The sequence below is a fragment of the Marinobacterium lutimaris genome (assembly GCF_900108065.1).
Classification (GTDB): domain Bacteria; phylum Pseudomonadota; class Gammaproteobacteria; order Pseudomonadales; family Balneatricaceae; genus Marinobacterium_D; species Marinobacterium_D lutimaris.
This window is the reverse complement of the sequence record NZ_FNVQ01000001.1, coordinates 1,513,017-1,527,860: the sequence shown is the minus strand read 5'-3', so window position 1 is coordinate 1,527,860 and position 14,844 is coordinate 1,513,017. Positions and strand designations below refer to the sequence as shown.

13 protein-coding genes are annotated in these 14,844 nt (G+C 58.1%); 9 read left to right on the top strand and 4 right to left on the bottom strand.

All coding sequences use genetic code 11. The annotated features are described in order from the left end of the window. Positions 1–1,647, top strand: coding sequence for a dipeptide ABC transporter ATP-binding protein (locus tag C4S72_RS06795; RefSeq protein WP_235009065.1), 1,647 nt, complete (start codon positions 1–3; stop codon positions 1,645–1,647). Then, on the top strand, positions 1,641–2,561 hold the full coding sequence (locus C4S72_RS06790; protein WP_104002269.1) for a LysR family transcriptional regulator: 921 nt from the start codon (positions 1,641–1,643) through the stop codon (positions 2,559–2,561). Before C4S72_RS06795 ends, C4S72_RS06790 begins: the two co-directional genes overlap by 7 nt. On the opposite strand, the gene C4S72_RS06785 is transcribed toward C4S72_RS06790, so the two are convergent. From C4S72_RS06785 to C4S72_RS06775, 3 genes are read right to left on the bottom strand one after another with little or no spacing between them, the layout of a single operon-like run. Then, positions 2,558–4,258 (bottom strand): VRR-NUC domain-containing protein, encoded by a 1,701-nt coding sequence (locus tag C4S72_RS06785; RefSeq protein ID WP_104002268.1) that lies wholly within the window; start codon positions 4,256–4,258, stop codon positions 2,558–2,560. The two genes, C4S72_RS06790 and C4S72_RS06785, sit on opposite strands and share 4 nt — an antisense overlap. Before the next feature lie 45 nt (positions 4,259–4,303). Further along, positions 4,304–4,717 carry a DUF3429 domain-containing protein gene (locus C4S72_RS06780; protein WP_104002267.1) on the bottom strand — a complete coding sequence of 138 codons (414 nt, stop codon included), beginning with the start codon at positions 4,715–4,717 and terminating at the stop codon, positions 4,304–4,306. After that, positions 4,714–6,153 (bottom strand): 3'-5' exonuclease family protein, encoded by a 1,440-nt coding sequence (locus tag C4S72_RS06775; RefSeq protein ID WP_160115461.1) that lies wholly within the window; start codon positions 6,151–6,153, stop codon positions 4,714–4,716. The genes C4S72_RS06780 and C4S72_RS06775 overlap by 4 nt, the downstream gene beginning before the upstream one ends. 115 nt (positions 6,154–6,268) lie before the next feature. Between C4S72_RS06775 and C4S72_RS06770 the strand changes: the two genes are divergently transcribed. The 7 genes from C4S72_RS06770 to C4S72_RS06740 all read left to right on the top strand — a co-directional run bounded on the left by C4S72_RS06770 (position 6,269) and on the right by C4S72_RS06740 (position 14,094). Then, complete coding sequence (locus C4S72_RS06770) at positions 6,269–7,615, top strand: ABC1 kinase family protein (RefSeq protein WP_104002265.1); 1,347 nt, start codon at positions 6,269–6,271, stop codon at positions 7,613–7,615. Positions 7,616–7,726: 111 nt separating this feature from the next. Then, a complete protein-coding gene (locus tag C4S72_RS06765; protein WP_160115460.1) occupies positions 7,727–9,643 on the top strand; it encodes a sensor domain-containing diguanylate cyclase in 1,917 nt (638 codons plus the stop codon). Positions 9,644–9,675: 32 nt separating this feature from the next. After that, the gene (locus C4S72_RS06760; protein WP_160115459.1) at positions 9,676–10,848 is read left to right on the top strand and encodes an NAD(P)/FAD-dependent oxidoreductase; all 1,173 of its coding nucleotides are present in this window, start codon (positions 9,676–9,678) and stop codon (positions 10,846–10,848) included. Between the two features lie 170 nt (positions 10,849–11,018). Beyond that, the gene (gene nspC / locus C4S72_RS06755) at positions 11,019–12,116 is read left to right on the top strand and encodes a carboxynorspermidine decarboxylase (protein WP_104002262.1); all 1,098 of its coding nucleotides are present in this window, start codon (positions 11,019–11,021) and stop codon (positions 12,114–12,116) included. 36 nt (positions 12,117–12,152) lie between these two features. Beyond that, on the top strand, positions 12,153–13,391 hold the full coding sequence (locus tag C4S72_RS06750) for a saccharopine dehydrogenase family protein (protein ID WP_104002261.1): 1,239 nt from the start codon (positions 12,153–12,155) through the stop codon (positions 13,389–13,391). A gap of 131 nt (positions 13,392–13,522) precedes the next feature. Next, a complete protein-coding gene (locus C4S72_RS06745) occupies positions 13,523–13,801 on the top strand; it encodes a type II toxin-antitoxin system RelE/ParE family toxin (RefSeq protein ID WP_104002260.1) in 279 nt (92 codons plus the stop codon). Further along, positions 13,801–14,094 carry a HigA family addiction module antitoxin gene (locus C4S72_RS06740; RefSeq protein ID WP_104002259.1) on the top strand — a complete coding sequence of 98 codons (294 nt, stop codon included), beginning with the start codon at positions 13,801–13,803 and terminating at the stop codon, positions 14,092–14,094. The genes C4S72_RS06745 and C4S72_RS06740 overlap by 1 nt, the downstream gene beginning before the upstream one ends. 52 nt (positions 14,095–14,146) lie before the next feature. Here the strand turns inward: C4S72_RS06740 and C4S72_RS25995 are convergent, their stop codons facing one another. Beyond that, entirely contained in the window at positions 14,147–14,662 is a 516-nt protein-coding gene (locus C4S72_RS25995; RefSeq protein ID WP_456085541.1) for a tyrosine-type recombinase/integrase, read from the bottom strand. Between the last annotated feature and the right edge of the window lie 182 nt (positions 14,663–14,844).

Below are 14,844 nucleotides of genomic sequence, written 5' to 3'. Positions count from 1 at the left end.
ATGCCATTACTCGAAATCAACGATCTGACCGTGGACTTCAACACCCCGGAAGGCCAGATCCGCGCCGTCGATCATCTCAACCTGCATATCGAACCGGGCGAGGTGATGGGGCTGGTGGGTGAGAGCGGTTCCGGCAAGTCGATCACCGCCAAAACGATCATGCGGCTCAATCCCGGCAATGCGATGATCCAGCGCCAGAGCCGTATCCAGCTGCATCGTGATCCCAGTGTGGATGTACTGAAACTGCGCGGGAAGGACCTGCGCATCGTCCGCGGTGGCGAAGTATCGATGATCTTCCAGGAGCCGATGGCCAGTTTCGCCCCGGCGATCCGCATCGGTGACCAGATCGTGGAAACCATCCGCCTGCACCTCGGCCACGATAAGCAGACCGCCCGTAAGATCGGTATCGAACTCTTCGAGCGGGTCGGTATCCGCGAGCCGGAGAAGCGCTTCGATCAGTATGTGTTCGAACTCTCCGGCGGTATGCGCCAGCGCGCCATGATCGCCATGGCGCTGGCCACCAAACCGAAACTGCTGATCGCCGATGAACCCACCACGGCGCTGGATGTGACCATACAGGCCCAGGTGCTGGATCTGATGATGGAGCTGCGCGAACAGCTCGGCATGGCGATCCTGTTTATCACCCATGACCTGGGTGTGATCTCCAAGGTGGCTGACCGGCTCACGGTGATGAAGCGCGGCCGCATGGTGGAAGAAGGCCACGCCCAGGCGGTGCTGCATGCGCCGATGCATGACTACACCCGCAAGCTGCTGGATGCGCTGCCGCACCTGAATAACCTGCCGCAGCCGCCGGCGCATAAACCCGAGCCGCTGCTGTCGGTGCGTAACCTGTCGATCAGCTACCCTCAGTCCGGGCGGCGCAAGGCGGAAGCGTTCAACGCGGTACCTGATGTGAGCCTGGATCTGCCCAGGGGGCAGATTATCGGGCTGGTGGGCGAAAGTGGCTCGGGCAAAACCTCGCTGGGTAAGGCGCTGCTTGGCGCTGCGCCGATCAGCGCTGGCGAGGTGGTTTACCATGTAGATTCGCCGATCCGGCTGGATGGCAAGAGCCGGATCAACCGACGCAAGTTCGCCCGGGTGGCGCAACTGGTATTTCAGGATCCCTACAGCTCGCTGAACCCGCGCATGACCGTGCGCGATATCATCGCCGAGCCGCTGGAGGCGATGAAAATCTGCTCCTCCCGCGAAGAGGTGGATCAGCGAGTGATCGCGGTGGCCAAACGCTGCCATCTGGAGGTCAGTCATCTGCGCCGCTTTCCCCATGCGTTTTCCGGCGGTCAGCGGCAGCGCATCAGTATCGCCCGGGCGCTGGTGTCCGATCCCCAGTTTCTGGTAGCGGATGAGGCGGTAGCTGCGCTGGATGTATCGATTCAGGCAGAGATTCTGACCCTGCTGCGGGAACTGCGCGATGAGCTGGGCCTGACGATTCTGTTTATCTCCCACGACCTCAGTGTGGTGGCGAACCTCTGCGACCATATCTGCGTCATGCAGCACGGCAAGCTGGTGGAACAGGGCAGTGTGCGACAGATCTTCCTAGACCCGCAGGAGGAGTACACGCGTCGTTTGATCTCGGCGATTCCGGTGATTGAAGCGCCCAGTCGTGAGCCAGTTATCGCCAGATGCTGAAGAAAGAGTCGGTATCGGATCTTACGTTGACCGAGATCCGCGCCTTTAACGCCACCATTCAGCAGGGCAACTTTACCCGCGCCGCTGATCTGCTCGGTGTCAGCCAGCCCGCGGTTACGGCGCAGATCCGCAAGATCGAAGGCCGCTTCGATGTGCCACTGCTGGAGCGCACCAGCAAGGGGGTCAGGGCCACCGATCTGGGCCAGCGCCTGTACAAGATTACCCGTCAGTATGTGGACCTGGATGCCTCGGTGCAGTCGCTGATCAACCCTGCCGGTGACGAGCGCTCGCTGGAGATCCATATCGCCACCGCATCGCCGCTCGTCTTTATGCCGCTGCTGGCCGCGTTTCGCCAGCAATACCCCGAGGCGACGCTGAAGATAACCTCTGGCACGACCGACGAATGCCGTGAACATGTGCTGGCGCGGGAGGTGGATATAGGTCTGTTTCCGTTGCCTAAACCTGGTGCTGGACTCTCCCACCTGACCTTTCATGCGCATCAGCTGGTGGCGATCCTGCATCCTGAACATCCTCTCGCCGCTGATGAAAGTGTCAGCGTCCATGACCTGATCGATGAGTCATTGATCTTCTCGCGCAGAGAGTCCTTCACCCAGCAGATGGTAGATGCAGCATTCGCGGGCGAGGGGCTCGCGCCCAGCTCCAATATCCTGATGAACGTGCGCTCCGATATCTGCGAAGCGGTGGCTCAGGGGTTGGGGGTGGGGTTTGCGCTAAGCCACGATATCCGGCCTGACCCGAGCTACAGCGCGGTGCCGATCAAAGAGGCAAGCCAGGAGGTGCAGGAGCACCTGGTCTGGCTGAAGTCGCGCACCCATCTGCCGGAGATCCAGCTTTTTGTGTCGATGGCGCTGGAGATGCGCTCGCGTCAGTTTGGTCAAGCTTCGGGAATCTAAGCATCGGACAGATCAGCCAGATCCGACCAGGTCACATAGCAGACGCTCACATCCATACCCTTTGCCAGACAGAAATCGAGCCAGCGGCGCTGGTGATCCTGCAGGCGGTCGCCGGGGCCTTTTACCTCGATCAGGCGATAGCGGCGCTCTGCCGGGAAGAACTGCACCAGATCCGGCAGGCCAGAGCGGTGGGCGGGAATATCCTCCAGCAGACGGCGGAAGCAGACCTTCAGATCCGCTGCGGGGATGCACTCCAGGGCGAGCTCAACAACGTCTGCCGTCAGCAGCCCCCAGTGTACAAAGCGGTTGGTGATACCCCATTTGTCGGCCAGGTTCTGTCGGATAAGGATTTTGTACTCATCGCTGGTCAGGCCCGCCAGGCGCTCTTCAAACAGCGCCCGGCGCCGTTCGACAAAGTCGGGTCGATTAAGGTCGGCGGGAGCCGCGTGAAAGGGATGAAAGAAAGCACCGGGCAGCGGTGCGTAGAGCACATCCCAGCAGAGCAGGGCAAAGAGGCCGTTTATCAGGCTGTTCTCCACATGCAGACAGGGCGCTGATTCACTGCCGAGATGCTCTGCCACGGCACCTTCCACGTAGCCCGATGCCGGCAGGCTTAGATCCATACGGGGCAGGTTGTCGGTCTTGCGAGAGGCGCTCTTTTTTTCGCCCAGCTTACGGGCCAAGCGATGTTCTATACGCTCCAGTGCCTCCTGAACCTCCGGGCGCAGCTGATCATCCATCTGTTCGCGCAGAACTGCCAGCGTCGCCTCGGTCGGTGTCAGTTTTTCCAGCACACGAAAGCGCCGGATCAAAGCCTCACGATGCTGGCTTTGCGCATAAAGTTCTGCGGCAAACTCGCTGTCACCGGCACGTTCCGCCTCACGGGCGATCTGGAACAGCAGGCGGCTGTAGCGGCTTTGCAGCCAGCTGTTTTCGGGCCTTGTCGGCAGAGCATGGTAGATATCCGCAGGGTTTTCAGCGCAATCCAACAGATCTCTAAGCGCGTGCATCTGCAGATAATGATCCACCTCGTCGCGACTGGCGAAGGCGCGGGATTCCGGTGAGAACGCCACGCTTTCGTAACGGTGATGGCCCAGCTCGGTCAGCACAAAGGTGCTCCAGTCCTGGCTCAGGTTGCCAAAGAACATCAGCCGCAGACGGCTGAGCAGGTCATCATCGGTAAGTCTCGCCAGTAGGTCCTGGCTTTCGGGCCACCACTGGCTGAACGGTTTGAGTTCGTCACCATATAGGTCCGCCAACAGGGCGATCTGATTCGCTTTTTTTGCCGAAGCGGGAAGGGGGGCCAGTTCATCTTTAAAGGCTGCACTGAGTTCCGGACGGGTTACCAGGGCACAGAAATGAACAACATCGATGGCGGGGTCCAGTTCTACCCAGCCCTGCTGCTCCAGTAACTGAAGGGGCGTAGCGATATCGCCGATCTCTAAGTAGTTCAGCTTGCTCTGCCGAAACAGCTCACCGGAGCGCATCACCATCCGCACCAGCAGACAGCGCGCTTCTTCCGGCAGATCCCGCAGCGCCGCCAGCCGCTTCCGTTCGCTATCCAGCAGCAGATCGCCGTGGTAGGTCTCCACCCAGTCGGTCAGGGTATGGAAGTTGCGCAGGTAATAGCGGGGATCGTCCAAATCAGCGCCTTTAGGCGTATCTAACTGGAACAGGTCGGTGCTGCTTGTGGGCATCTGATATCAGGCTTCTGGTATGCGAGTAAGACCGGAACAGCGGGATTATACCCCCGGGGTTGCGAAGCTGCCCGCCAGAAACAGGCTGAGTGCTGCCAAGCCTGTTAACCACTCGCGCAGGCGCATGAATTCGCGTGGGTAGGCATCGGACAGGTAGATACGTTCATAAAGCCAGAGCAGTACAAAGGTGATCGCCCCCGGCAGATACCAGCTGAACTGCGGCATCAGCAACCAGACCCAGGCCCAGATCATCACGCCGACCGAGACAAACAGGGCATGGGTGGGCACCTGCCGGTTGAGGCTCGCGCACCAGAGCAGGCCTCCGAGAAAGCTGAGGATCAGTGCCGCGTAGGTGAGCAGCCAGTAGGAAGCGCCGGGAAAAGACTGCAGCGCCAGGGCACTCAGGCCGATAAAGGGAATCAGGCCGGCGTAACCGAGTCGTGAGTGCCAGGGTGTCATTGGGGTGTATCCTCCTTGAAGAGCGGCTGGATTCTCAGCCGGTTAGTTCTCATCAGCGTCTCATCACTGAGAAACCGCAGCAGTATACGGTAGCTGTCCAGATCGAAGGCTGGCCGTTCATCGGATGCGAGCCTTTCGTGGGCCTTATCCTGACCGCGGACCTTACCGTAGTAAACCCACTGTTCGATCAGATGCAGGTCTTTGCGCGCATCGCCGGATTCTTCGACCAACACGGGGCCTTGCCAGGGCCAGGTCTGGTTACGCAGTTTATCCATGGCAGCCAGCAGCCTTGCGTTAAAATCTTTCGGGCTTTCTTTGCCGCAACAGGCTCCCCGACAGCGGTGCAGTTGAAAGCCGAAGCAAGGCTTGCCCAAGGCGCCTTTTTCCAACCACGCGGTTTTACGGCAAATACCCTGCTCATCAATGAGCCGGGTGATCCGCTGTTGCGCCTGGGTGCGGTTACGGAACAGGCCATAACGCTGGGTGATCAGATCCGGCTCATCCATCCCGGCGGAAACAAAACTGATGCCGAGATAGCCGTTAGCGTCCGGTTTGAGCACAATCTGCCAGAGTGTCTGAGTGCGTCTCAGGCGCCGGTTGTACGCCGGGCTCAGTGCCTTGATCTGCTCGCTTTCCAGCAGTTGGGCGCTGAAGTCAGATAGACAGAGTTCATGTTCGATGCGCTGGACCGTTTCCGCCAGCCGCATTTCGCGATGGTCGCTGTGGTCCTGGTTGAAGTGGCTGAGGATACGGCTGCGCAGACCCACCGATTTACCAATATAAAGCAGGCGGTCGTTGTCGCCGTAAAAGCGGTACACGCCGGGCAGGTCGGGGATGGCATCAAGCATCTGCTTACTGATAGCCGCAGGCAGGGCGCGATGGCTAAGCTGCGAACGGTATGCCGATTCAAGCTGTGCCGCGGGCAGTTCCCGTTCCAGCGCGGCCAGCAGCTGAACCAGCCGGTCGCTGTTTTGAGCAATGTCGCGATAGTGGGATGCTGAGATTCCGAACAGAGAGCAGAGATGATTCAGGGTATAGTCCTGTTGGCCCGGTAGCAGCTGCCGCAACAGTTTAAGCGTACAGATCGGTCGGGCATTGAACCTGACACCGACCCGGCGAAACTCCTGCTTAAGAAAGGCGTATTGAAGCCGTGCGTGATGAGCGAGCAGAACCCGGCCTGTCAGCATGGTCTCCAGCAACGAGGCGATACTGGCAAAATCGGGAGCGGCGTCGAGATCGCCGTTCGCAATCCCCAGCGGTGCGAAGCTTCGATCAGCTACCCGCATCTGCGGATTGATCAGCGTCTGCCACTGGTTGCGCACCTTGCTCTGCTCAATGAGCGTCAGCGTGACAGCGATCAAACGGTCACGAGTGGGGCGTGGGCCGGTGCTTTGACAATCAAGCACCAGGTACTGGTCGGGGAATCCTGTTGTCATGCCTTGTTGTACGGGGCGGCGCTGAAACTGGATTAAGCAGAATCCAGCGCCCGTTTTATTGCGTATCAAGCCCATAACTTCAGCCAATCAGTAAACACTCTTTCAGGGATTAGAGATGTCCAACGACAAGCCGCAACGCCGATCAGCCGCCGTTCCACAGGGGCGTTTCTCACGGATGGTTCGTCTGGGTGGCCTCGCCGGTCGTATCGCCGGCAACGTGCTGGCCGATGGCAGCCGTCACCTGGCGCAGGGTAAACGGCCGGCGATCAATGATCTGCTGCTGACGCCGCGCAACCTTACCCAGGTCGCGGACAAACTGGCGACCATGCGCGGTGCCGCCATGAAAGTGGGGCAGCTGATCTCCATGGATGCGGGCACGGTGTTGCCTCGGGAGCTCTCGTCTATCCTGGACCGACTGCGTCAGGATGCGGTGATCATGCCGTCGGCACAGCTGGTGTCAGTGCTTGAGAGCAACTGGGGCGAAGAGTGGGATCGCAAGCTGGCGCGGTTTTCTTTCGAGCCGGTGGCTGCCGCTTCCATTGGTCAGGTACACGAAGCGCTGAGTCACGATGGCGAGCGGCTGGCAATCAAGATTCAGTATCCGGGCGTTCGCGAAAGCATCGACAGCGATATCGCCAACGTCTGCTCGCTGCTGCGTATGGCCGGTCTGCTGCCGCGCAGCCAGGATATAGAGCCGCTGATCGATGAAGCGCGATACCAACTGAAGCAGGAGGCCGATTACCGGCATGAAGGCACCCAGTTGGAGCACTATCGCAATCTGCTGACCGGCTTTGCGCGTCGGGATGAGCTGGCGATCCCGGGCTTTCACCAGGCGCTTTCCACGGACCGTATTCTGGCGATGGATTATCTGGATGGAGAACCGCTGGAGCAGATTTTGACGGTTCGTCCTGACCTGGCTAACCGGGTGCTGTCTTTGCTGATGGAGCTGTTCTTCGCTGAGCTGTTCCAGTTCCATGCGGTACAGACCGACCCCAATCCTGCCAACTATCTTTACAACCGGGCCGAAGACAGGCTGGTGTTACTGGACTTCGGCGCCGTGCGTCACTTCTCTGCCGATTTTGTCGGCCGCTATGGCGCTGCGCTCAATGCTGCTGCCGATAATGACCGCCAGCAACTGGCCCATGCGCTGGAGGTGCTGGGCTTTTTCCGCAGCGGAGCGGATGTGGCCAACCGCGATGTGGTGCTGGATATCTTCCTGATGGCGGCAGAGCCGCTGCGCCAGAGCGGCCCCTACGATTTTGGTGCTTCTGATCTGGCCCGCCGTATTCACAGCCGCGGTATGTCCGTGAGCAAAGACCCGGAGGATTGGCACACACCACCGCCGGATGTGCTCTTCCTGCACCGAAAAATGGCCGGTCTTTATTTGATGGCGGCGCGCTTTGGCGCCAAGATCGATGTGGCGACCCCGTTCAAAATGGCGCTCGGCGCTGAGGTAGATTAAAAGATGCGTGAGTTGGAGTTCTTTTGACTTAAATAGTAGACGAAATGCTGTGCCGCGCGGAGGCGCGGAGCTACACTTCATTAGGATACCTTTATATTTCAGGTTCAGATGATGCGGCGTTTCGTTTACCTGCTGGTGCCGGTCGTTTTTGCCCTGATGGCTTACGCGCATCTGCGTGAGGTCAGGGACACGACGGTAAAGCAGTACCTCGCTCAGACGACAGCGCTGAGTGAACTGGCATTGACCTATAGCCGTGGGCGGTTCGACACGGCGATGTCGGTATTTCTGAATGAAGCCGCCAACAACGACAATATCAAATACCTGCTGGATTCCGGTATCAAGGCTGAGGGTAACAAGCGTGATCTGCTGCGTGCGCAGTTGCATGCGGACCTGACCGCCAGTTACGAACGCCTGCAGTCAGAGGGCTTCACCGATCTGCAGTTTCATACCCCGGATGGCTACAGCTACCTGCGTTTTCATGCGCCGGACCGTCACGACGACTTTCTGCTGCCTTACCGTCCTTCATTAAGATTACTGGCCGACAGCCGGCAGCCGATGGATGTGTTCGAGGTGGGGCGGCTGTTTATCGGTTTCCGCCATATCCAGCCACTGTTTATCAATGAGCGGCTGATTGGCTCCGTCGAAATGGCGGTTTCCTTTCAGCGCGTTCGTGAGCAGCTGACCGAGATCGAACCCGGCAACTCCTACCAGTTTCTGCTGCGCGCCAACCCCGTCGAGTCGGTGACATTGAACCGCTACCGGGAGCGGCAGCCACTGCTTCAGTCCCAGCTGTTACCGAATTACCTGGTGATCGATGAAACCGCCAAAGGCTCGACTACCGGTACGCCGATTCCACGAGATCGATTGGCGCCGCTATTTGCCGAAGCCGAGGGGCTTACAGAGGGGCTGGCGAGTGAAAAAGCGTTCAGTCTTTCGCTCAGCCTGGACGGTCGCGTCTATAAAGCCGCGTTTGTGCCGGTGTTTGATGTGGATCAGCAGGTGGCGGCTTACCTGGTTTCCTACGGCGATGCGCCGCTGCTGGCCCGCGTAGAAAAGGATTACCGTCATGATCTCACCGTTGGGTTACTGGTGATTTCAGTCATTAGCATTCTGTTGGCGGTGCTGTCGTTTCAGCACAACCGTCTGCGACGCAACAACCGCAGCATGGACGCGATCAGCGCCGCGGTGGGCGAGGGGATCTTCGTTCTGGGCCACAGAGGCGAGTCGGTCTACGTCAACCGCAGCGCCTGTCAGCTCACCGGTTATAGCCCTGAAGAGCTGTTGAACAGCGATATACATTCGCTCATCCATCGGCACGGCCCCGATGATAAGGGGGCGCCCTGTCCGATTCTTAAAACCCTGCAAACCGGCGTGCCCTACGAGGGCGACGAATGGTTTATGCATAGGGATGGCAGTGGCTTCCCGGTTGTCGTCACCAGCCGGCCGATGATAGAGGATGGACACATCGCCGGCGTGGTGACCGTGTTCCGCGATATCACCGAGCGTAAAAAAATGGAGGAGCGGCTGGCGCGTCTCGCCACCGTTGATGAGCTGACCGGCCTGCTGAATCGCCGGGCGCTGATGGCGGCGATCTCTGCCGAGATTGCGCGTTTGCACCGTAGCGGCGCCAACAGTGCGGTGATGATGATCGACTTCGATCACTTCAAGCAGATCAACGATACCTACGGTCACGATGCCGGCGACCGGGTGCTGCAGCATGTGTCGGAGCTGGCGCGCCAGTGTTTGCGTGAGACCGACGTGCTGGGCCGCATCGGCGGTGAGGAACTCGCTGTGCTGCTGCCGGATACCGATATCGAAGGCGCCCGTATTCTGGCGGAGCGTCTGCGCGAACAGGTTGAAAATTCTACGACCCGCTCTGAGGCGGGGGATGAGATCTCCATGACACTGTCCGTGGGGATCTGTGAACTCAAGCAGAATGAGCGTGATGCCAGCGACCTGTTGCGGCGTGCCGATGGGGCGCTCTACAAGGCCAAACACAGCGGGCGTAACCGGGTTGAATGTGCGTAAATAGAGCCGAAGTCTATTTCAGGAGCCACGCCATGCCTGTGAGAAAGCTCGCCATCAAGCCCACCAAGCGCCCGGGTAGCCCGCATCAACTGCTGCTGGTGGGTGCCGGTTACGCTCAGCTGTATGCGCTGGCGGCGATGATCGAGGGTGAAAAAGTCTGCCCCGATGCGGCCTGGGTATCGCCATCGCGCTGGTTCTATCCGCCGGGGCTGATCGCCGGTGTGATCTCCGGCCAATACAGCAAGGAGCAGTGCCGCATTGATCTGCGCAACCTGGCGCAGCGCGCCGGTATCCGCTTTATCGAACAGACGCCGGTACTGCTGGATCTTGAAAATAACGCCCTGGTGCTCGATGACGATACCGAGGTGGGCTACGAGTGGCTCTCTCTGGATCTCGGCGAAGATCTGACCGATATCGATATTGGGGCCGATAACCTGCTGCGCTATGAAACCGGCGAGCGCTTTCTGCGTGGCTGGAAAAACCTCAGCGAATCCCTGGCTGAAAAGTCATTCGGCAAAAAGCCAGGCGCAGAGCTGGCGTTGGTCGGTAGTGGCCCGAGAGTGGTAGAGTTGGCGCTGGCGATTCGTGAGTCTCAATCCAGTGCGTCCCTGAATATAAGCCTGTACACCGGTCAGCAAACCCTGCTGGCGCAGTACCCATCCGGTATCCGCCAGCGAGCAGTACGTGAGCTTGAGCAGGCCGGGATCAAACTGCAGCAAACTTCGGTGCGGCTGGAAAACAACCAACTGCGCCTGAGCGATGGTCAGCTGCTCAGCCCAGACGGTCTGATTATCGTCGATACCCCCGCATTGCCGCCCTGGCTGGAAACTGCCGGGCTGCAAATGACGGAAAAGGGCCGAATCAGCGTCGATGGCTGTCAGCGCAGTAATTCCCACCCGAATCTAATCGCCCTGGGCTGGATATCATCCCGCCCGCGAACCTCAGCTACGCACCCGGCCAAAGTATTGGCCGCTAACGGGAAAGTCTTGTCAAACAACCTGCTGGCCGGTGTTGCTGGCCGCGGGCTGAAATCGCTCCCCGAACGTTCTGCGGGCCTTGCGCCCATCGCCAGTAGCGGCGGCAGAGCCATCGGCCGCTTCGGGCCGTTCACCTCATGCAGTCAGGGAAACCGGCGTAAACAGGAGCTGATCGAGCGGCGATTTATCGAGGCGATCATCCAGGTTTCGAAGCCACTGACCGATTAGATTTTCCCGACTAAGCGGCTCTGTCACATCAATACCGGCCTGGATCGGCTAAGATAAGGGGCCGGTACAGGAAAAAAACGCAAAAAATACTATTTTTGCCGCCCGGGGAATGGCCCCCGCTGTGCCGCTTCACTACAATGCACGACTTTTAATTTTCAGCCCGGATCGAGATGCTTAAGACACCTTACTACCTGATCGACAAGGCCAGCCTCAAAGCCAACATGGAGAAGATCGCCTACGTGCGTGAGCGCTCCGGAGCCAAGGCCCTGCTGGCGCTCAAATGCTTTGCCACCTGGTCTGTGTTCGACCTGATGCAGGAGTACATGGACGGCACCACTTCGTCTTCCCTGTTCGAGGTGAAGCTGGGCCGCGAGAAGTTCGCCGGCGAGACTCACGCCTACAGCGTGGCGTACTCCGATGAAGAAATTGAAGAGGTGATCGCCAACTGCGACAAGATCATCTTCAACTCCATCAGCCAGCTGGAACGTTTCAGCGACCAGTCTGAAAGCGTGATCCGAGGTCTGCGCGTTAACCCGAAGGTGAGCACCTCCGACTTTATCATCGCTGACCCTGCGCGCCCGTTCAGCCGTCTGGGCGAGTGGGACCCGGAGAAGATCGAAACAGTGATCGATAAGGTCTCCGGCTTCATGTTCCACAACAACTGTGAGAACGACAGCTTCGAGCGTTTTGACGAGATGCTCTGCCAGATCGAAGAGCGCTTCGGCCATCTGATCCATAAAGTGGACTGGGTCAGCCTCGGTGGCGGCATCCACTTTACCGGTGAAGGCTATCCGGTTGATCAGTTCTGCGACCGTCTGCGTAGCTTCTCTGAAACCTACGGCGTGCAGGTTTACCTGGAGCCGGGCGAAGCGGCCATCACCAAGACCACCTCACTGGAAGTCACGGTATTGGACACCCTGTTCAACGGCAAGAACCTGGCGGTGGTCGATGCATCGATCGAAGCACATATGCTCGATCTGCTGATCTACCGCGAAACAGCGAAGATGGAACCGAACGAAGGTCCGCACACCTATGAAGTGTGCGGCAAGTCCTGCCTGGCAGGCGATATTTTCGGCGAATTTAACTTCCCGAATGAACTCAAGATCGGGGATCGGCTCTCTTTTAAAGATGCCGCCGGTTACACGATGGTAAAGAAAAACTGGTTTAACGGAGTCAAGATGCCGGCCATCGCCGTGCGTGAGCTCGATGGCAGCGAACGCCTGGTGCGGGATTTTGACTATCAGGATTTTGTAAAAAACCTCTCTTGAGGATTCACCCAGCGATAAAAGAAGTTGAGGAACGCGATGAGCAAAAACGTGTTGATTATCGGGGCAGGGGGCGTCGCACAGGTTGTGGCGCACAAGTGTGCCCAGAACAACGACGTACTGGGTAATATCGCAATCGCATCGCGCACACTTTCCAAGTGCGAAGAGATTGTGGCCAGTGTCAAAGAAAAGGGCGCCATGAAAGTGGATGGTCAGCTGACCGCTCACGAACTGAATGCCCTGGATGTGAACGCCACGGTCGAGTTGATCCGCGAAACCGGTTCCGAGATTGTTATCAACGTGGGAACCGCGTTCCTTAACATGTCCGTAATGAGCGCCTGTCTCGAAGCGGAAGTGGCCTACCTGGATACCGCGATCCACGAAGAGCCGGACAAGATCTGCGAGCAGCCGCCCTGGTACGCCAACTACGAGTGGAAGCGTCGCGACGAGTTCAAGGCCAAGGGCCTGACCGCGATCCTCGGCGTCGGCTTCGACCCGGGTGTGGTTAACGCCTATGCGCGCCTCGGCTGCGATATGCTCGATACCGTTGAGTCCGTCGATATCGTCGACGTGAACGCCGGTAACCACGGCAAGTACTTCGCCACCAACTTCGATCCGGAGATCAACTTCCGCGAGTTCACCGGCACTGTTTACTCCTGGCAGAACAACGCCTGGCAGTCCAACAAGATGTTCGAAGTCAGCCGTACCGATGATCTGCCGGTGGTGGGTTCGCAGACCACCTACATGAGCGGCCACGATGAAGTTCACTCCCTGTCCCAGAACCTGGGCGTGGCTAACGTGCGCTTCTGGATGGGCTTTGGCGAGCACTACATCAACGTCTTCACCGTTCTGCAGAGCCTGGGCCTGCTCTCCGAGCAGCCGGTCATGACCGCAGAAGGTCAGGAAGTGGTACCGCTGAAAGTGGTCAAGGCCGTACTGCCGGACCCGTCTTCACTGGCGCCGAACTACACCGGCAAAACCTGCATCGGTGACTTCGTCAAGGGCACCAAAGACGGCAAGGAGAAAGAGGTCTTCATCTACAACGTTGCAGACCACAAGGAAGCCTACAACGAAGTGGGCAGCCAGGGCATCTCCTACACCGCAGGCGTACCGCCGGTCGCTGCCGCCATGCTCGTCGCTACCGGCGAGTGGGATGCCAAGACCATGGTCAACGTTGAAGAACTGGACCCGCGTCCGTTCATCAACATCCTGAACAAAATCGGCCTGCCAACCCGCATCAAGGACGAAGAGGGCGACCGTCCGGTCTCTTTCGAGTAAGTCCTGTACGATCAGCCTTAGCTGATTCTGAACGCCGCGCCACATTTGTGGGGCGGCGTTTTTGTTTGCCCCGATCACGTCATTCAGCGCCAAGGTTGTTGCACAGTGCGCAACGGTCTACACTGGGCCTTATGATTAAATCATTCCGCCACAAAGGACTGAAGCGGTTTTATTTATCGGGAAGCACAGCGGGAATCCGGGCAGATCATGCTCGTAAACTGCGCATGCAACTGGCGGCTTTGGATACGGCCATGACCATCGATGATATGGATATCCCAAGCTTCCGATTCCATCCGCTGAAGGGAAAAGACAAAGACCGTTGGTCCATATGGATCAATGGCAACTGGCGTCTCACCTTCGAGTTTCGCGATGGGAATGCCTACATTCTTGATTACGAGGATTATCACTGATGACCATGCATAATCCGCCACACCCCGGTGAGTTCATCCATGATGTTTACATGGAACCTTACGCGATCAGCGCAAGGCAGCTGGCGAAAAAGCTGGGCGTCTCGCCCTCAACGCTGACGCGTGTGCTGAAAGCCACCAGCGGCATCAGCCCGGAAATGGCGCTGCGCCTCTCTAAAGTGCTTGGCCGTACGCCGGAAAGCTGGCTCGCCATGCAGGATAAGTATGATCTTTGGGTGGCGCGTAATACCGTCGATCTTGATGGTATTGAGCCTATGGATTTTGCCGTTGCATGAGCGTGTCTGAGAAGTTGATGCTGTTGGTTACCAGGCGAAAGCGAGGGCGTTCTTAGTTTTCCCTTTGCCGGGTCAGTCCACTCAGTGGACTCCTCACACCCTGAGTGCCTTGCTTTAATACATGGGTGTATATCTCTGTGGTCTTTACATCGGCATGGCCGAGTTGCTGTTGGACACTTCGGATATCTACTCCCGACTCCAGCAGGTGAGTCGCAAATGAATGTCTTAGGGTATGACAGGAGACATTCTTCCTGATGCCGGATTCCCTGGCCGCTTTCTTCACAATTTTATTAAGGTTATGCTCGTCAAAGTGATGTCGCCGTAAACAGCCGCTTTCAGGATCGATACTCAAGCGAGAGGCAGGGAAGAGATAGTGCCAACCAAGCTCAAAAGGTGCGCTTGGATATTTCCGGGCCAGTGCATCTGGCAACCATACGCCGGAATACCCATCGGCAGCTTTATCCATCCCCAGGAAGGCTTTAACTTTCTTTACCTGGCTATTCAAAGGTTCAGGGAGTTCATCAGCCAAGGTTGCAAGTCGGTGCTTGCCGCCTTTGCCGTAGTTCACTCGAATCTGCCGCGTAATCTGTCAAAAGCTAAAATCGACATCTTTCACTCTAAGGCGAATAAGTTCGATACGCCGCAACCCAGATCCGTAAAGCAAAGCGGCCATAAGGTAGTGGTGTCCGCTGAGCGTCGAGAGCAATGCACTCACCTCGTTATGTGTCAAAACGACTGGCAGTTTAGGTT